The following is an 18,738-nucleotide window of genomic DNA, read 5'->3' as shown; positions in this document are numbered from 1 at the left end:
TGTGGGAACTACTCACAGGATACACAGACCCAAGCGAGGAAAATAATTATGAAACTGGTAAGCGCGGTAATTAAGCCGTTCAAACTAGATGATGTACGTGAAGCCCTGTCAGAGATAGGTATTCAGGGCGTCACTGTTACTGAAGTAAAAGGTTTTGGCCGTCAGAAGGGTCATACCGAGCTTTATCGCGGCGCAGAGTACGTGGTTGATTTCCTTCCTAAAGTCAAAATCGAAGCGGCTATTGAAGACAACCTGGTCGATCAGGTTATTGAAGCGATCAGCGCAACTGCAAATACTGGCAAAATTGGCGATGGCAAAATTTTTGTTACTCCTCTGGAGCAGGCAATCCGTATTCGTACTGGCGAAACAGGCACCGACGCCTTATAAGTTAGTCTATACGATAGTTATTAAAGCACCTTTTTAGGTGCTTTTTTTTGGTCATATCATCAACAAAACTACAGCTCTATCTATTCCAGCGTCTAAACTTACCAATAAGTTTGTACCTAGAGGCTCTGGAATATGGATAAAACGATTAGCCGGAAAGGCTTTGATGATGTCATGGTGCCCAATTATGCACCCAGCCAGATTATCCCTGTACGCGGAGCAGGTTCCCGGGTTTGGGATCAGGCCGGTAAGGAATATATCGATTTTGCTGGCGGTATCGCCGTTAACGCACTGGGACACTGCCACCCTGAGCTGGTTAACACGCTCCAGGAACAGAGCCAGAAGCTCTGGCATCTGAGTAACGTCTGGACTAACGAACCCGCCATCCAACTTGCTGAGCAGTTAACTAAAGCCACTTTCGCGCAACAGGTCTATTTTTCGAACTCAGGTGCCGAAGCCAACGAGGCAGCACTGAAGCTTGCGCGCAAGTACGCAAAAGACAATTTTGGTGCCGATAAAACGGAAATTATCGCCTTCAATAACGGTTTTCATGGCCGCACTCTATTTACCGTTACAGCGGGTGGTCAGGCCAAATACTGTGAGGGCTTTGAACCTCTTCCCGGCGATATTACGCATCTCCCTTATAATGATCTGGCCACTCTGGAATATCATCTGTCCGATAAAACCTGCGCCGTCATCGTCGAACCTATTCAGGGAGAGGGAGGCATTATTCCCGCAGAGCCGGTTTTTCTTGAAGGGTTACGTGCCCTCTGCACACAATATAACGCCCTACTGATATTTGATGAGATTCAGACCGGTATGGGACGTACCGGCGCTTTGTTCTCTTACCAGAACTATGACGTTATCCCGGACATTCTAACCTCGGCCAAAGCACTGGGAGGCGGCTTTCCCATAGGCGCGATGTTAACCACTAAAGTGATCGCTGAAAGCTTCAGCCTGGGCTCACATGGCAGTACTTACGGTGGCAATCCGCTAGCCTGCTCTGTTGCATCAACGGCACTCAAATTAATTAATGACCCAACTCTGCTCGCAGGCGTCAAACAGCGTCAGACAATGTTTCTTAGCGGACTCAAACAGCTGAATCAGAAAATCGGCCTGTTTAAAGATATTCGTGTAGAAGGCCTGCTTATCGGTTGTGAGCTAAAAGTATCCTGGCAGGGAAAATCGCGGGAGCTATTAAAGCTGGCTGAAGAACAGGGAGTAATGGTTCTCATTGCGGGCCCGAATGTATTACGCCTTGCCCCTTCTCTCATTATTCCTTATCCGGATATGAATAAAGGCCTGCAACGATTAGCTCAGGCGATGCTAGCCCTGAAAATGGGCTTTTAACCGGTGTTTGCCCATGAGTTCCCTACTGAGAAAAATCACAGAGCGACAACCCGCATTAACTGAATCACTGATTGAGCTGGCCGGGATCAATTCAGGCACCCTGAATAAAGCAGGCGTCGATGACACTGGAAGGCTTCTGGGTAAAACCTTCCAGCAAAGGTTAGGCTGTACACATGAGCAAGTTCAGCTGCCACCCTATCTGTTATATCAAACCGATGGCAACGAATTAGAACACCCCCTGGGGGACCTGCATTTGTTCAGGAAGCGGCCTGAAGCCCCTCTTCAGATTTTACTCAGCGGCCATCTGGATACCGTCTTTCCACCGGATTCTGATTTTCAACAATGCGACTGGCTTGACCCTCAAACACTGAGAGGACCCGGCGTTAGCGATATGAAAGGCGGTATTTTAGTGATGCTGGAAGCCCTCTCAGCATTCGAAAATTCCTCTCTAAGCAGTCAATTAGGCTGGACCGTCCTGCTGAACCCTGATGAAGAGATCGGTTCACCCGGCTCTGCCTCCATTATCACTCAACAAGCAGCGCATCATGATCTGGGAATGATCTATGAGCCGGCTTTACCCAATGGGCAGCTTGCCGGAGAGCGCAAAGGCAGTGGCAATTTCACAGTGATCGTAAAAGGCGTCGCTGCTCATGCCGGTCGTGAGCATCATTTAGGCCGCAATGCGATCTGCGCCTTGGCTGAATTCATCACAGAATTAGACAGGCTCAACGGTCAGCGTGAAGGCGTAACTCTTAATGTTGGCATCGTCAATGGTGGTGTTACCACTAATCAGGTCCCCGATCGGGCTAGATGCCGCTTTAATATCCGCACCCGGATTAGTGACGATGAGCTGTGGTGTAAGCAGCAGTTACAACGAATTCAGCAACAGATCAATCTGAAGAATGGCATCAGCCTTAACCTACACGGCGGGTTTGGCCGTCCACCTAAGTCATTGAACAAAGCACACCTATCTCTTTTTCAGCTGGTTACCGACTGCTCAAAGCAGCTGGGCACCCCGCTGGTATGGGAAGCCACTGGAGGCTGCTGCGATGGTAACAACCTGACTGCAGCCGGCCTTCCCAATGTTGACACTCTGGGGGTTCTGGGAGGAAAGATTCACAGCAGCCAGGAGTTTATCAACATTGAAAGTCTGGTTCACCGAGCCCAACTTAGCACGCTGATTCTGCTACAGCTGGCCAAACAACCGAATCGCTGGATCAGGCACCGGAAGCCAACACCTCAGGAGCTGTCCAATGAAACCTGAATCATTGAATCAGACGTTAAAGATGATGTGGAAAAACTATCTACAACTAAATCCTGATGCGCAGAACATTTATCAACTTTTTGCAGAGCGTAATTCAAAATTAATAAACGATCATATCGCTCTGCGTACCTTTGACCTGCCGCAAATAGATCTTCACCGGATTGCAACACCCTTTATCAACGCCGGCTATGTTACCGCCGGAGAGTACCACTTCCCCCAGAAGAAACTGTTTGCACAGCATTTCCAGCATCCTGATCCAACCCAGCCTAAACTCTTTATCTCCCAATTGCTTACCGGGCAATTCTCAACTTCACTACAAGGGATAGTCCGCCAGCTTACCGCTCACATTGATGCTTCAGAGCCTCTGCTAAAAGAATTCTGTTACTCCGGATGTCACTGGCCTATCCAATACTCAGTCTACCGACAACTGGAACAAGAGAGTGAGTACGCCGCCTGGGTTTACGCCATGGGGTTTCAACCAAATCACTTTACGCTGCTCATCAATGCGCTGAAGTCACATCCGGATCTCAATGCAGTTAACCGGTTTCTAATAGCGCAGGGATACACGCTGAACGACAGCGGCGGGCAGATTAAAGGCGGCCCCTCTGACCTTTTAGAGCAATCATCAACACTGGCAAACCTGATACCCATTGAGTTTGAAGAGGGCATCTATAACGTTCCGGGGTGCTACTATGAATTTGCCTACCGTTACCCACAGGCTGATGGATCTCTGTTTCACGGGTTTGTTGCTGAGTCGGCAGATAAAATATTCCAGAGTACCGACAGGCAAAGGGGTTGAAGCATGAACGACTTTAACCTCATTCGCCCCATCAGACTGTCCGATCTGGATCGACTCTGCGAAATAGCTCACCAGAGCGGCCCCGGGTTTACTTCTCTTCCCAGCAACCGCGCACTGCTAAAAGCAAAGATATCAGCCTCAGAAACGGCGTTCAGCCTCACATCACCCGATCCTCAGGGGGACAGCTATCTGTTTGCACTGGAAGAATGCCAGAGCGGTAAGCTAATCGGCATCTGCGGTATTGAATCCGCCGTGGGCCTGCGAGAACCCTTTTATCATTACCGTTTGGGAACCGTAGTCCATGCATCCCGCGAACTGGGCGTGCACAATAGTTTCCAAACACTCTACCTCTGCAACGACTTCACCGGTTACGCGGAGGTCTGCACTCTCTATCTGGATCCAGAGTACCGGCGTGATAACAACGGAGCCCTGCTGTCCCGCTGTCGCTTCCTCTTCATGGCTCAGTTCAGGGAACGCTTCTCCGACAAAGTGCTCGCTGAGATGCGAGGCGTCAGCGATAGCCGGGGAAGGTCGCCTTTCTGGAACGGCCTTGGGCAACACTTCTTTAGCATGGAATTTTCTGAAGCAGACTATCTGACCGGCAGCGGCAATAAAGTATTCATTGCCGAGTTAATGCCCAAGCATTCAATTTATATCCACCTGTTACCCGAATCAGCTCAACAAGTGATCGGCGAAGTCCATCAAAACACGCTGCCGGCCAGAAAGTTACTGGAAAGCGAGGGTTTTCGGTATGAAAAATATATCGATATTTTTGATGGTGGTCCTACCCTCGCCTGTGAACTGAAAGATATCAGAGCGATCCGTAAAAGCTATTTTATCACCGTCCACACAGGGCCTTCACTGGAGCACAGCAATGCTTATCTGATCTGTAACACTCAGTTGAGGAACTTCCGCTGCACAGTGGTTCAGATCGCACCCTCAGAAGGTAAGATCACTCTGCCAGCTGAGCTTTGTCACCGATTGCTAGTCAGCGATGGCGACCTGCTGCGGGTTGTACCATTAAAGCACAGGAGTTGAATGATGAAATCAACTGCATCCCTCTTTATAAATGGTCAATGGGTTCAGGGCGAGGGGGAAAATTTCGCCTCACTGAATCCCGCCTCAGAGCAACGAGTCTGGGAGGGGTTTTGTGCGTCAGCATCCCAGATAGAATACGCCGTTGAAGCCGCTCAGAATGCGCTACCCCGCTGGAAAGCGATGACCTTCGAACAGCGTCAAAGTTACATTCGACGTTTCACCGGACTAATTACCGAATACTCAGAATTGCTGGCAGATACCATCGGCCAGGAAACCGGAAAACCCCTCTGGGAAAGCCGAACTGAGATAGCCGCGATGATCGCTAAGGCAGAAATTTCTATCCGGGCCCACCAAGAGCGCTGCGGCACTCAGATAACACATTCCCCGATGGGGGATCAGGTTTTACGCCATAAACCCCACGGGATCGTCGCTATATTCGGCCCCTATAACTTCCCCCTGCATCTCCCTAACGGACATATCATTCCAGCACTACTAGCCGGTAACACGGTAGTATTTAAACCCAGCGAATTAACCCCCCGATGTGCTGAACTCATGCTACACCTGTGGCAAAAAGCAGAACTGCCTGATGGAGTTTTGAATCTTGTACAGGGAAATAGCGAAACAGGTAAAGCCCTCGCCTCAAATCCAGACATTAACGGTCTGTTTTTTACCGGCAGTGCAACAACAGGTCAGCTACTGCACCAACAATTTGGCGGACACCCGGAAAAAATTCTGGCACTGGAAATGGGCGGTAACAACCCACTGTTGATAACCCCCGTCGAAAACCTCAAAGCAGCCCTGCACGACACGCTTATTTCTGCATTTATCAGTGCCGGGCAGCGCTGCACCTGTGCCCGCCGCTTGTTGGTTCCGGCTAACAATTGGGGCGACCAGTTTCTGGATCAGTTCATTAAAGCCAGCAGTCAGCTTTTAATCGGTGAATATAATGCCGAGCCCCAACCTTTTATGGGAACACTGATTAATAAAACCGCAGCTGATGCTATCCTCCTGGCTCAGCAGCAGATGACATCTGCAGGAGGCTCATTACTGCTCGAGGGGCAAATATGCAATCAGGCAGGAACGCTCCTATCCCCTGCCATTGTTGATTTGTCTGCGGCCACAGAACTCCCGGATGCTGAATTTTTTGGCCCTTTACTCCAAGTCATCCGTTACCCGGATTTTGATTCCGCCATACGCCAGGCCAGCAACACCTCATACGGTCTGTCAGCCGGTATTTTTAGCGATAATCGCGAACAATATGAGCATTTTCACCGCCAAGTATCGGCTGGAATCATAAACTGGAACCGGCCGTTGACCGGAGCCAGTAGCGCTCTACCTTTTGGCGGCTGTGGCATTAGCGGTAATCACCGCCCTTCTGCTTATTACGCGACGGACTACTGTAGCTATCCGGTAGCGTCCATTGAAAGCGATAAACTCAGGTTGCCTGAAACACTCAGCCCCGGCCTGTCACTCTGATCAGGATTCAGGGAGCTATGTTATGCAGTATCAGGAGGTTAATTTTGATGGACTAATCGGCCCCAGCCATAACTATGCCGGGCTATCTCGGGGAAATATTGCTTCAGATAAACATAGAGGAGCCGTAGCTTTTCCTCGTTTGGCCGCGTTGCAGGGGCTGGAAAAAATGTGGCGTCTGGTGCAACTAGGGCAACCGCAGGGCGTATTGCCACCCGCGCCACGACCCGATATAACAACTTTGCGCAACCTCGGGTTCTCCGGCTCTACCAAGAACATTGTCACACAAGCATTCAGCCAAGCCCCCCATCTACTCGCTGCCTGTTACTCAGCGTCTACTATGTGGGCCGCCAATGCCGCTACTGTCACCGCCAGTGCCGATAGCTCTGACGGTAAAATCCATTTCACCCCGGCAAATTTGATCACTACCTTACATCGTTCCATCGAAGCCGCCTTTATCGCCCCGTTGTTGCAGCGTATTTTTAACGATCCCAGTTATTTTTATCATCACTCACCCCTACCAGGCCAGACTGACTTTGCCGATGAAGGAGCAGCCAATCACACCCGGCTCTGCCGCAATCATAACCAGCCCGGCATCAACTTATTCGTATACGGTCGGGGCCATGACAGCATCGCACCTCTGATTTATCCTGCCCGTCAGACCTACGCTGCTTCTGAAGTCATAGCTCGCCAGCACATGCTACCTGCCAACAATCAGCTATTAGCCCAGCAAAACCCAAAAGTTATTGATCAGGGCGTATTCCATAATGACGTTATCGCCGTTGGCCACCGAAACTTTCTCATGCTGCACCAACAGGCGCTGGTTAACCAGAAAGAACAGCTGAAAGCGCTGCGCAAACAGTGGCATCAGTTAAACCCTTATACCTCTCCATCGCTGATCGTTACAGAGTTCGGCGATACCCAGCTAACCGTCAGCGAAGCGGTATCCAGCTATCTATTCAACAGTCAGCTAATCAGTATGGACGATCAAAATATGCGGTTGCTCGCCCCTACTAACTGTTTGCAATCTAATCGAACAAAGCAGGCTATAGAGTGGCTAATTCAGAGTGATAACCCTGTCACCGGGGTCGAATATATCGATCTGACCCAGAGCATGAATAATGGTGGAGGGCCGGCCTGCCTGCGCTTACGGGTACCGATGAGTAAAGCAGAGTTGAGCGCTACTCACCCTGCCGTTTTTCTCGATTTAAACTTGTATACCCGGCTAAAAAACTGGATTGAAAAACACTACCGGGAAGAACTAAGACCTGAGGACCTGGCAGATCCGGACCTGCCCAGTGAGATCCAGATGGCGCTGGAGGAGCTCGCTCTTATTCTCGAATTACCCGGTCTCTACTCATTTCAGGTATAAGAAGCAAAGCTTTTAGTGGATAAAAACCTATACTGCACCTATGACTTTCAAAATGAGTAACCGGGTTTACATCGCTGTCCTGGTCTATGTTATCTGGGTGCTGGTTTATCTCGCCTGGGATTACTCACGCGAGAAAGACCGAATCTATCAACAGATAGATAGCGCGTTAGTCACTAACGCGCTGGCCGCCCCCCTTCTGTTACCCGATAATTTTCATCATCAGGGGATGGCGCCAGGCGATATCAAACCAGCAAACGACCTGGCCAATACACTTCAGCTCTCACAATACATTCGTAATACCGATGTTATCTATATCTATACGCTGCTTAAACAAGGCAATAAACTCTATTTTACGAGCTCGAGTGCAACTGAATCAGAGCTGCAAGCCGGGGAAGAATTGTATAGTTACTTCGACCCTTACGACGATGCTGACCCGAAAATAGAAAAAGCATTCCTCGATAGCACTTCATTATTTCTTGAAATAAAGGATAAATGGGGGCATTTCCGTAGCGTATTTATCCCACAGTTATCACCCGATGGCACAGCGTTTATTACCGCTGCAGATATTGAAATCGGTCATATCGAATCGATGTTGAAGCAGCGACTCATCCAGCAAGTCATGTTTGCGAGCGTATTCCTATTATTTCTGCTTCCCGTGATGTTTTCCTTTTCCGCCGCTCAACGGCGCTGGGCCAAAGAGCTGGAAGAAAGCGTCAGCGAACGCACTCAACAACTACACGCCAGTGAAAAACAGCTCAGCTCAATTATTGAACACTCTCCGGTGGGAATATTTCACTACGATCAGAACTCAGTCCTGACAATGATGAACCAGCGCTTTATCGAAATTATTGGCAGTACCGAAGAGGTACTTGTCGGCTTCAACATGCTAGAAAACTTAGAAGACACGCAGCTGCTCAATGCACTCCGCGACTCTTTACAGGGAAAGGTGGGGCAGTTCGAGGGGCCTTACACCTCTGTCACCGGGCACAAGAGTATCTACCTGATCGCCGAATTTGTGCCGATGCGGGATAGCCTGGGTAACATTAACGGAGGAGTTGCGGTTTTTAACGATGCGACAGAGCAACAAAGTACCACCAGCACACTGAGAAAGCTCTCTATGGCCGTTGAGCAAAGTCCTAATGTGGTTGTTATTACCGATGTTAACGGCCAGATCGAGTATGTTAACCACCGTTTCACAGATATAACCGGTTACGATCCTGAAGAGGTTCTGGGTAAAACTCCCCGCATGCTGAATTCTGGCGAAACCGCTAAAGAGATCTACACCGACTTATGGGAAACGCTACTTTCAGGGCAAGAGTGGCGTGGCGTATTTCATAACAAGAAGAAGAATGGAGAGCTCTACTGGGCTGAAGAGATCATCTCTCCTATCACCAATAGCCAGGGCGACATCACGCACTTTATTGCCCAGCAGGAGGATATCACCGAAGTCCGGCGAATTTCAGATGAAATCAACTTTCAAACCACCCATGACCTATTAACCGGACTCCTGAATCGTCGTCAGTTTGAAAAAGAATTAGAGCTGACGGTACAACACGCGCGAAAGCATCATTCTCATCATGCACTGTGTTTTATCGATATAGATCAGTTCAAGATTATCAATGACACCTGTGGCCATATCGCCGGCGATGAACTGCTTCGACAGGTCAGTCACCTGATTCGGGATAAGATTCGCAGTCGCGATATCCTTGCACGCCCCGGTAGCGATGAGTTTTTGATGTTATTTGAGAATGCCAGTCTGGCGCAGGCTGAACGGGCAGTTCAATCAATAATGCAGCACCTGAAGCGCTTCCGCTTTCAGTGGGAGGATCGAAGCTTCCCGGTAGAGATCAGTGTCGGCCTCACCGCCGTTGACCACAACACAGAAACCGCTGTTGAAGCGATGAAAGAGGTCGATACCGCCTGCTATACAGCAAAAGATACTGGCCGAAATAAAGTTCACATACATAATGATAACGATGAACAGCAACTGATTCATAAGGGCTATATTCAATGGGCCAGCGAGATACGTACGGCCCTCGATGAAAACAGGTTCCGGCTTTATGCTCAGCCGATTGTCCCTCTGCAACAGGATAAAAAACACGGTTACGAAATCCTGATCCGTTTACTCAGCCCCTCTGGCAATATAGTACCTCCCGGCGCCTTCCTTCCCGCTGCTGAGCGCTATAATCTGGCCGCTCAGATCGACCATTGGGTGATTCAGAATACCCTGCAATGGATATCTATAAATATTGATAAGCTTGAACATGTCGACAGCCTGGCAATCAACCTTTCAGGACAGTCTCTTGGAGATGACACACTGCTCGGGTATATTATCCGCAGCATTGAGCAAGGCTTAGTGCCCGCCCGAATGATTAAGTTTGAAATCACTGAAACCGCAGCGATCGCAAACCTCAAAGACGCTAAAATATTCATAAAATCTTTGAAAAAACTGGGCTGCCGCTTTGCTTTGGATGATTTTGGCAGCGGCCTGTCTTCTTTTGCCTACCTGAAAAATCTACCGGTAGACCTTCTAAAAATAGACGGTATGTTTGTCCGGGATATTATCACCGACCCCATTGATGAAGCGATGGTGCGTTCTATCAATGAGATCGGCCATATAATGAAAATGGAAACGATTGCAGAGTTCGTTGAAAATGATCTGATTATGGCTCGGCTGAAGCATCTCGGCGTTGATTACGCTCAGGGGTATGCGATCAGTCGTCCAGAGCCCATAGACAGTATTCTTAACGATTCACTCGAAACAGAATCGGCTTCAGAGCGGGAACTCCAGTAACAACGTTAAACCGGCTCCCGGCTTACTACGAGCAGATAAGCTGCCACCCAAAAGCTGAACCGCCCTTTGAGCAATACTCAGTCCCAGACCATATCCGTTCTGTTGTTCCGTAAAGCGCACAAAAGGTTTAAACATCTTATCCAGCTGTTCCTGACTCAGCCCTGGCCCCTTATCCTCTACAGAGATACTTAGCTTGCCGTCGAGCTGCTCGGCGCTGATACAGATCTCAGTACCCTCAGGGGTATGCTTCACCGCATTACCTAAGATATTATTCAACGCCCTTTCCAGCAGCGCCGGGTTTCCTTTAAGGCGATAATCAACGGGGGTCCAGATCAATGGGTGTTCGGCAGCGCTAAACTGGTAATCCTGCGCCAGGGTATCAATCACGGAGTTCAATGCGAAATCCTGATCGGATACTTCCATCTGTTCCAGTCGCGACAGACTCAGAATCTCATCGATCAATCGATTTATCCTGTCACACTCCAGATTTATACGTTCAATATATTCCCTATCCTCTTCAGGAAGGTGTTGACCAGCCAGGCCCGCAGCCATCTGCAAACGTGCCAGAGGCGCACGCAGCTCATGGGAAACATCCTGTAACAGGTGCTGATTTGACTGCAACGTTTGTTCTACATATTCCGCCATCCGGTTAAATTCCCGGCTCAGCTCACCAATTTCGTCTCCTCTGCGGCTCAGACAATCATCGGTTCGGGCACTCAGATCCCCCGTATAAAGGTCCCGGGTGTACTGTCGTAGGCGATTGACGGGACGCACCACCATTAAGCTGATCAATAATGCAGCGATTCCCGCCACGACTATCAGCAGTACGATCTGTACAGAAAGAAAAAAGCCAAATAATTTAGCCACCAGTGTGGGACGGATATCGGTCTCAACAACCACGCGATACTCTTGCCGGGTATCAGACACCAGGCTCAGAACCATAGGATTACGAAACTCTCTCTCATCCTTGGTTCCATAGATTACCTGACCACTCGATTTTTCCTGAATCTGTAGTTTAGGTGGAAAATATCGCCTCTCCTGATGGTCATCCCGATCATTATGAAAATGTCGCCTGTCTCGTGGCGGTTTGGGCGACGGTAACCGCCCTGTTCGCTCATAGCGATCAACCAGCAACTCCGCCTGCCCCAGTGCCTTCGCACTGAGGACATCGCGATAGCGCTCCTGTTCTGACAAATGACCAATCACAAAGGCAGTCAAAGCGATTACCAGAAAACTTGTCAGCCAGACCGTCATAAATATCTTTAGAAACAGCCGTTTATACCAGCGAATCTTCATCAGTTAAACAACCTCATCACGCTTTTACCAACATATAACCCGCCCCACGAACAGTCTTTATCAACTCGCTATCAGGCAAGACTACAGCCAGCTTCTGTCTTACACGACTGACATGCACATCGATTGCCCGATCATAAGCGGTGAGTTTTCGATGCAGCACTTTTTCGGTCAGCTCATCTTTACTGACGATGTTGCCTGCCGCCTGCATCAGCTCAGCCAGAACATTAAATTCAGCACTGGTCAGCTCCAGTTCGATCTCAGCGATGCGTACCTGCCGCTTGCCAAAATTCAACTCAATCCCATGGATGCTTAAGTGATCAGGTCCCGCCGCAGGCGCTGGCACTTGTACGCTACGACGCAAGACTGCACGAATCCGGGCAACTAACTCCCGGGGGTTACATGGCTTTCCCAGGTAATCATCAGCCCCCATCTCCAGACCAATAATCCGATCTATATCTTCGCCCCTGCCTGTGAGCATAATAACTGGAGTGGTAATACGAGGCCGCACCTGCTGCAGCAACTCAAGCCCGCTTAACCCAGGCATCATAATGTCAAAAATAAGCAGGTCGTAACTATCCGCCTTTTCCAGTAACGGCAAAGCCTGTTCAGCACTGTGGGCAACATTCACCTCAAAACCTTCTGATGTTAAATACTGCGCCATCAGTTCGCACAACTCTTTATCATCATCAACCAGAAGTAGCTTAACGGTGTCATTCATAATTATGTTCTCTGTTCAGATAGCCCCAGAGTAATGAAGCCATAGATAAATTGCATCTACCTCCAGAGGCCTTTACCAAACTTTACACCGCCTTTACCCAACTTAGCAGGGCTACGACGCATACTACACCCATCAAAACGAACAATATTTCAGGAGAACGACCATGCGTAAACAACTCATTATTGGTATCACTGCAGCAATTATTGGCGCTGGCGCCCTAACCGCAGGCATCGCCTCAGCTAAAGGCGACTGGGAACGCTGCGGTGGAGGCGAAGGACGCCACGGGAAGTATGAGCAGATGGAGGGTAGACATGATATGCGAATGTCCAGAATGGCTGACGAGCTGGAACTCAGTGACGAACAAAAAAGCCAGATGCAGGCATTAATGAAAAACAAACGCGCACAGATGAAAGATCAGCGCGGCGGAATGAGAGGGATGCATAACGCGTTTAAAGATCTGGAGGTCAATGCCGCTGATTACGACCAACAAGTAGCAGCATTGGTAACCCAGGCACAAGAAAAAACCGCCGAAATGATACAGATGCGCGCTCAACAAAAGAAAGCGATGTTTGAAATTCTGACTCCTGAACAACAGGAGAAATACCTAGAGATGCGTCGTTAATATCTTCACTTCAAAAAAGAGTAACACCAGGAGGTATCATTGAAGGTCCGGTTGAATCAGGCTCCAACTGGACCTCACTGGATAGGGACGTTATAGAGTTAACGTCCCTATCATACTCCCACTTTCATCAAGTTTACCCTGAAGTAAAGTTTATACCCGGTCTCCCGACAAGGCTTTTTTATCCCGCTATAACTGTTGGCGAAGATCCGCTTCCAGCTGTCGAAGATAGCGACGCTCCATATCAACTTTGTGCTTTTGCTGCTTGATCTGACGGGAACGGCGAGCCACCTGTTGCTGCAGTTCATCTATGTCCAAAAGTAGACCAGCGCGTTGATCTGATGAGATTCCATCCGCGATCAGTTGGTCTCGCTTTTCACTGACTTCACTTTCATCAGCACGCTGCTCTTTCCTGAGTTGCTGAAGCGTTTTAGTCATTCGTTTCACCCGATCAACCTGCTCGAAAGCCTCTTGACCCAACTCAAAACCCCGTTCAAAACCGGGATAGTAATCCGCAATACAGGCCGATGTATAAGCCTGCCCCGCACGCGCTATTTTATAACCATTCGCCGCCGTACAATAGCGATCAGTTCCCCGGTCATAACCCTGTAGGTAGTCCTCCATCTGCGGCACAACACCATACTCAGAACAGGCTTCCCGGTGTTGCTCTAATCGTTCTGCAGAGCGTCCGACTACGCCATCATTAAATCCAATCAGTTCCCAGTTTGCGGTCAGGCAATCTTCCCGATCAAGGGTCGCACACCCCGTTAAACTAAGCACTAGCCCCAAGCTAAGCAGACGCACTAAAAAAGGTGACGCCATCCAAATCTCTCCCTATGAGCCCCCGGTGATTTTACTAGCTGTCGTAATGAGGGCATTTTACGTCTGTGGACATTATCGCAGATAAAAGCTGAATCAAAACAAAATGCTGATGAGGATCTAGCTATTGAAACTAAGGACAACCGTTGTAGCCTTTTAAGGGTTCAATGCATCCACTTTTGCCGCGCAGATGAAGTCATTCTCAGACAACCCATCCAGCGCATGAGTACTAAAACGTACCCGACAATAGTTATAACCTACTTCGAAATCCGGATGATGATTTTCATTATTGGCAATCCAGGCCAGTGCATTCACGAACGCCATCGTCCGATAAAAGCCTTTGAAACGAAAATCTTTAGAAATTACCCGGGACCGGGCATCAAGCTGCCAACCGGAATCCAGCTGGGATAACAGATGCATAACTTCATCATGGTTCAGCACCGTCATACCTCCATCGCAGGGAATACAGGAGCGATTAGTTAACGATTGTTCGGTCATTCTCGGGTCCCCGGTTTATTATCTCGACGTCATATGTTCGTTCAGGTTAGGCTTACTGGGTTTACAAAATTCCTATAGTACAGATTCAGTATAGACAGCTACCATATTCAGAGCAGCCTGAAAGTTAGCCTGTGCTACCTGCTCTGTTTACGCTATATTCCCTGCATCAATGCTCACTGGACAGCCACCTCTGGGTGATTAGGAATAAATAGTCCGTAAATTCCAGTAGTTATATGGAGAAAGATAGATGTTACAGGGAGAGCTTTATGCCGGTTTATGATTATCGTTGTGACACCACCGGTGAAATATTTGAAGTACGGCACCCGATAGCCCTGAAACTTTCAAGCTGGGCCGATCTCTGTGACGTCGGTGGTTTTGATAGCGGCAGTACGCCTGCAGATGCGCCAATAACCAAGTTACTGAGCACCGGTGGCGTGATCAGCAATAAAACCCTTAAAAACGCTGAGGCACCACCCTGTATGACCGGTGGTGGCTGCCCGGGACGTTGTGATATTTGAGATGTCGATGATTACTCTGTTAAAAAAACCATTAACGGCTCTTCTGCTGGGCCTGTTACTCACTTCTGCAGCTTCAGCAGGTAAGCTTAAACCCACCATGAAAGAGATTCGCCTGCACTATACTCAGGCGATCGAAGCTTCCGATCCCGCAGTCTTTAATCAAGAAATTAAGTTATTCTTAAGCGAACTGAAAACAGCCCGGAATTTTAATTTTTCACCCGAGCGAAAAGTCCTGTCGCTGGAAGGATTAAACAAAGTACAAAGCCTTGTCAGTGAACTGCCAGAAGCAACAGAGGCAAACCTGACAACACTGCAAGCCGAGCTAAAGCAGGTTGATCAGCTCAGGAAGGAATATCACAAGAAAGTTAAGCCCGGTATCCTTGATCTGCTGATTGATACCCTGAAAGAGGCGATGGGGGTCTGAGTCCCCCCTTAGTCTTCACTGATAAAAAATTAGCTGCGTCAGACGGGTATTAGTCTGACGTTCTCTCGAACATCAGGTCCCAGACGCCATGCCCCAAACGCTCCCCGCGTTTTTGGAACTTAGTCACAGGGCGCCATTCCGGCTGTGGAGAAAAAGCCTGATCACCAGCCACATTACGGTAGCCTGGCGCGACTGACATGACCTCCATCATATGCTCCGCGTAATTTTCCCAATCGGTCGCCATATGAAAATGCCCACCCACCTTCAGTTTTTTACGAATCGTTTCAGCAAATTCCGCCTGAACGATACGACGCTTATGGTGCTTTTTCTTATGCCATGGATCCGGAAAGAACAGCTGCAATGTGCTCAGACTGCCATCAGGGATACACTGAGCTAGCACTTCGATCGCATCATCACAGAAAACCCGAATGTTAGTCAGGCCTTCTTTCTCAACATTGCTTAACAATCGGCCAACACCGGGACGATGCACCTCAATACCGATGTAGTTCTTCTCTGGCTGATCCTTAGCCATTTCTATCAGAGAATCACCCATACCAAAGCCGATTTCCAAAACCACCGGAGCTTCCCGACCAAAGGCTTCAGCAAGATCAAGCCTGCCCTGACTCAGCTCCAACCCCATCTCGGGCCACACCGTTTCCATCGCTTTCTGCTGGCCTTCCGTCATACGTCCGGCGCGCAGCACAAAGCTTTTAACAGTACGCATATATTTTTCCCCGACTGGCTGTTCCGGGGACGGCTGTTCAGTTTTGTTATCTTCTGACATTGATCTGGTCTCTCATTAAAACAAAGCAGCCTGATCAACAGATCAGGCTGAAGTAACATATAACCCGCGGCTAACGCTTATTCAACGAAACCGACACATACGTTATTTAAAGGCTTTTATCGACTATTCGTTACAGCTTACCAACAATTCTGCCTTCCATCGGAGAAGAAGCGCTGGCATATTTTTTCCGGGGCATACGGCCAGCCAGATAAGCTTCCCGTCCCGCTTCAACCGCTTTACGCATTGCCGAAGCCATCAGAACAGGATTACGAGCACCGGCAATAGCAGAGTTCATCAACACCGCTTCACAACCCATTTCCATCGCCACCGCCGCTTCAGAGGCAGTACCCACACCGGCATCCACCAACACAGGCACCTTGCAATCTTCCATAATCACATTGATGTTGTGGGGATTCAGGATACCCAGGCCGGAACCGATCATCGACCCCAGCGGCATAATGGAAACACAACCGATCGCTTCCAGTTCTTTCGCAACAATAGGATCATCGCTGGTATAAACCATCACTTTAAAACCGTCCTGCACCAGTTTGTCTGCCGCTTTTATTGTGTCCACAACGTTCGGGTACAAGGTTTTCTCATCCCCCAGCACTTCCAGTTTGACTAAGTCATGGCCATCCATCAATTCACGGGCCAGCATACAGGTACGCACCGCATCGGCAGCATTGAAGCAACCGGCCGTGTTCGGCAGGATAGTATATTTATCTGGTGAAATAACATCTAACAAGTTTGGTTCATCCGGATTCTGACCGATATTGGTACGCCGTACTGCTACCGTCACAATCTCAGCACCGCTGGCTTCAATCGCCACACGGGTCTCTTCAAGGTCACGGTATTTGCCCGTCCCAATCAATAGACGAGATTGGAAGCTTCGGCCTGCAATAATCAAAGGATCGTTATGTTGTTCAGACATTATTCTTTACCCAGTAAAATTCTGTTTCCAATTTTAGGAAAGGGCTCCCTTCCCTAATAAACCCAGCTACTTAACCGCCGCCTATCGCATGAACGACTTCAACCCTGTCACCATCCTGAAGCACTGTATCAACATGCCTGCTACGGGGCACGATCTCCAGATTGAGTTCGACCGCTACCCGTCGCTCACCGAGTTTTATCTGTTCAAGCAGGGCCGCCACCGAGGTGCCTTGTTGAACCTCGAGACTGTCACCATTTAGCTGTATCTGCATTGAGATTGATCCACTTTTATTAACTTAACTGTCGGTAAGCAAGCTGGCCAAGATTCAGCCAGCCGGCCAAAAATAGTAGTCCGCCTACCGGAGTCACTGCGCCCAGCCAATGCTGACCGCTCAACGCCAGCACGTATAAGCTTCCACTAAAAAAGATTATTCCCGCCGAGAATAATATTGCGGTCAGAGATAGCCCTTTAACCGGCTTCCGCAACACCAGCAATCCTACACCCAACAGGGCCAGGGTATGAAACATCTGATATTGGATGCCGGTTTGCAGCACATCATACAGCCGAGTGCTGAGTTGTTCTCTGAGCATGTGAGCACCAAAGGCACCTAATGCCACAGAGACAAATCCGCTGAAAGCGCTGCACACAATAATAAAACGAGCTGACATACGTGGTTCCGGATGATTGAGGGAGCTATTCTAACAAAGCTAAGCGGTGGCGATAAGTAATAAAAAAGCCGCGCTCAACAGAGGGCGGCTTATTCGATCAGGCTCAATTATCAGGCTTCCAGCATGGACGCCTTAATTTTCTTCATTGCGTTCTTTTCTAACTGACGAATTCGCTCAGCAGAGACTTCATAGCGGGCTGCTAATTGATGCAGGGTTGCTTTTTCTTCACCCAGCCAGCGTTGCATCAGGATATCCCGGCTACGCTCATCTAACAGTTCCATCGCAGCACTCAGACGCTGATTGGAGTCGGCTTCCCAGTTTGCATCTTCCAGCTGACTGGCAGGATCCTGGCTGTGATCTTCAAGAAAATAAGCCGGTGACTGATATGCGCGCTCATCATCATCGCCTACCGGTGCATCGAAGGCCATATCAGCGCTGCTCATCCGACCTTCCATCTCCCGGACCACTTGTTCGCCAACACCCAGATCTTCCGCCATAGCGGTAACCTCAGCGTTGGTCAGCCATCCCAGATTTTTCTTCTTGCTACGCAGATTAAAGAACAACTTACGCTGTGCTTTGGTGGTCGCAACTTTAACGATACGCCAGTTGCGCAGAATAAACTCGTGCATCTCTGCCTTAATCCAGTGCACTGCAAAAGATACCAGGCGAACACCCATGGTTGGATCAAAGCGTTTAACCGCTTTCATCATACCCACGTTACCTTCCTGGATCAGATCTGCCTGAGACAGTCCATAACCAGAATAGGATTTCGCTACATGCACAACAAACCGCATATGCGATAAAACCAGCTGCCGGGCAGCTTCAAGATCATTTTGGTAATACAGCCGCTCTGCCAGTGCACGCTCTTCCTCTACCGTAAGTACAGGAATAGATGTCACCTGACGTATGTATGCCTCCAGGTTCTGGCCCGGAGATAATACTTCAACGACTTGCAGGCTCTTGCCCATTACACAACCTCATTACTCAAT

At 49.0% G+C, this 18,738-nt stretch carries 20 protein-coding genes; 11 read left to right on the top strand and 9 right to left on the bottom strand.

What is annotated here, in order from left to right; translation table 11 throughout:
- The first annotated feature begins 48 nt into the window (after window positions 1-48).
- The 8 genes from glnK (at window position 49) to AMJAP_RS00835 (ending at window position 10,474) form a co-directional block, all read left to right on the top strand.
- Window positions 49-387, top strand: coding sequence for a P-II family nitrogen regulator (gene glnK / locus AMJAP_RS00870; protein WP_019621066.1), 339 nt, complete (start codon window positions 49-51; stop codon window positions 385-387).
- Between the two features lie 132 nt (window positions 388-519).
- Complete coding sequence (locus AMJAP_RS00865; RefSeq protein ID WP_019621067.1) at window positions 520-1,734, top strand: aspartate aminotransferase family protein; 1,215 nt, start codon at window positions 520-522, stop codon at window positions 1,732-1,734.
- Window positions 1,735-1,747: 13 nt separating this feature from the next.
- A complete protein-coding gene (locus AMJAP_RS00860) occupies window positions 1,748-2,998 on the top strand; it encodes a hydrolase (protein WP_019621068.1) in 1,251 nt (416 codons plus the stop codon).
- Entirely contained in the window at window positions 2,988-3,797 is an 810-nt protein-coding gene (locus tag AMJAP_RS00855) for a DUF1338 domain-containing protein (protein WP_019621069.1), read from the top strand. Before AMJAP_RS00860 ends, AMJAP_RS00855 begins: the two co-directional genes overlap by 11 nt.
- A gap of 3 nt (window positions 3,798-3,800) precedes the next feature.
- Complete coding sequence (gene astA, locus AMJAP_RS00850; protein WP_019621070.1) at window positions 3,801-4,835, top strand: arginine N-succinyltransferase; 1,035 nt, start codon at window positions 3,801-3,803, stop codon at window positions 4,833-4,835.
- Window positions 4,836-6,311, top strand: a complete 1,476-nt coding sequence (gene astD / locus AMJAP_RS00845; RefSeq protein ID WP_019621071.1) for a succinylglutamate-semialdehyde dehydrogenase — start codon at window positions 4,836-4,838, stop codon at window positions 6,309-6,311. It abuts the gene before it with no gap.
- A gap of 22 nt (window positions 6,312-6,333) precedes the next feature.
- Window positions 6,334-7,680: an N-succinylarginine dihydrolase gene (astB, locus tag AMJAP_RS00840; RefSeq protein ID WP_019621072.1), complete on the top strand. Its 1,347-nt coding sequence runs from the start codon at window positions 6,334-6,336 to the stop codon at window positions 7,678-7,680.
- Window positions 7,681-7,732: 52 nt separating this feature from the next.
- Window positions 7,733-10,474, top strand: coding sequence for a bifunctional diguanylate cyclase/phosphodiesterase (locus tag AMJAP_RS00835; RefSeq protein WP_019621073.1), 2,742 nt, complete (start codon window positions 7,733-7,735; stop codon window positions 10,472-10,474).
- Here AMJAP_RS00835 and AMJAP_RS00830 read toward each other — a convergent pair.
- Window positions 10,454-11,770, bottom strand: a complete 1,317-nt coding sequence (locus AMJAP_RS00830; RefSeq protein ID WP_019621074.1) for a sensor histidine kinase — start codon at window positions 11,768-11,770, stop codon at window positions 10,454-10,456. The two genes, AMJAP_RS00835 and AMJAP_RS00830, sit on opposite strands and share 21 nt — an antisense overlap.
- A 16-nt stretch (window positions 11,771-11,786) precedes the next feature.
- On the bottom strand, window positions 11,787-12,488 hold the full coding sequence (locus tag AMJAP_RS00825) for a response regulator transcription factor (protein ID WP_019621075.1): 702 nt from the start codon (window positions 12,486-12,488) through the stop codon (window positions 11,787-11,789).
- 163 nt (window positions 12,489-12,651) lie between these two features.
- Between AMJAP_RS00825 and AMJAP_RS00820 the strand changes: the two genes are divergently transcribed.
- Window positions 12,652-13,110, top strand: a complete 459-nt coding sequence (locus AMJAP_RS00820; protein WP_019621076.1) for a Spy/CpxP family protein refolding chaperone — start codon at window positions 12,652-12,654, stop codon at window positions 13,108-13,110.
- A 186-nt stretch (window positions 13,111-13,296) separates the two neighbouring features.
- Here AMJAP_RS00820 and AMJAP_RS00815 read toward each other — a convergent pair whose 3' ends face one another.
- Entirely contained in the window at window positions 13,297-13,929 is a 633-nt protein-coding gene (locus tag AMJAP_RS00815; RefSeq protein WP_019621077.1) for a DUF2799 domain-containing protein, read from the bottom strand.
- Window positions 13,930-14,082: 153 nt separating this feature from the next.
- On the bottom strand, window positions 14,083-14,424 hold the full coding sequence (locus AMJAP_RS00810) for a 4a-hydroxytetrahydrobiopterin dehydratase (protein WP_019621078.1): 342 nt from the start codon (window positions 14,422-14,424) through the stop codon (window positions 14,083-14,085).
- 266 nt (window positions 14,425-14,690) lie between these two features.
- Between AMJAP_RS00810 and AMJAP_RS00805 the strand changes: the two genes are divergently transcribed.
- Both AMJAP_RS00805 and AMJAP_RS00800 read left to right on the top strand, forming a co-directional pair.
- Window positions 14,691-14,942 carry an FmdB family zinc ribbon protein gene (locus AMJAP_RS00805; protein ID WP_019621079.1) on the top strand — a complete coding sequence of 84 codons (252 nt, stop codon included), beginning with the start codon at window positions 14,691-14,693 and terminating at the stop codon, window positions 14,940-14,942.
- Window position 14,943: 1 nt separating this feature from the next.
- A complete protein-coding gene (locus tag AMJAP_RS00800; protein ID WP_019621080.1) occupies window positions 14,944-15,366 on the top strand; it encodes a cytochrome b562 in 423 nt (140 codons plus the stop codon).
- Between the two features lie 49 nt (window positions 15,367-15,415).
- Here AMJAP_RS00800 and trmB read toward each other — a convergent pair whose 3' ends face one another.
- The 5 genes from trmB to rpoH form a co-directional block, all read right to left on the bottom strand.
- The gene (gene trmB, locus AMJAP_RS00795) at window positions 15,416-16,150 is read right to left on the bottom strand and encodes a tRNA (guanosine(46)-N7)-methyltransferase TrmB (protein ID WP_019621081.1); all 735 of its coding nucleotides are present in this window, start codon (window positions 16,148-16,150) and stop codon (window positions 15,416-15,418) included.
- A 130-nt stretch (window positions 16,151-16,280) separates the two neighbouring features.
- Window positions 16,281-17,081: a thiazole synthase gene (locus tag AMJAP_RS00790; protein WP_019621082.1), complete on the bottom strand. Its 801-nt coding sequence runs from the start codon at window positions 17,079-17,081 to the stop codon at window positions 16,281-16,283.
- 70 nt (window positions 17,082-17,151) lie between these two features.
- Window positions 17,152-17,352, bottom strand: coding sequence for a sulfur carrier protein ThiS (gene thiS, locus AMJAP_RS00785; protein ID WP_019621083.1), 201 nt, complete (start codon window positions 17,350-17,352; stop codon window positions 17,152-17,154).
- A gap of 19 nt (window positions 17,353-17,371) precedes the next feature.
- Window positions 17,372-17,749, bottom strand: a complete 378-nt coding sequence (locus AMJAP_RS00780; RefSeq protein WP_019621084.1) for a DUF423 domain-containing protein — start codon at window positions 17,747-17,749, stop codon at window positions 17,372-17,374.
- 110 nt (window positions 17,750-17,859) lie between these two features.
- A complete protein-coding gene (gene rpoH / locus AMJAP_RS00775; RefSeq protein WP_019621085.1) occupies window positions 17,860-18,717 on the bottom strand; it encodes an RNA polymerase sigma factor RpoH in 858 nt (285 codons plus the stop codon).
- Between the last annotated feature and the right edge of the window lie 21 nt (window positions 18,718-18,738).

Origin of the sequence: Amphritea japonica ATCC BAA-1530, assembly GCF_016592435.1 — a bacterium.
GTDB lineage: Bacteria > Pseudomonadota > Gammaproteobacteria > Pseudomonadales > Balneatricaceae > Amphritea > Amphritea japonica.
The sequence above is the reverse complement of the archived record's forward strand: the minus strand, read 5'-3'. Positions and strand labels throughout refer to the sequence as shown.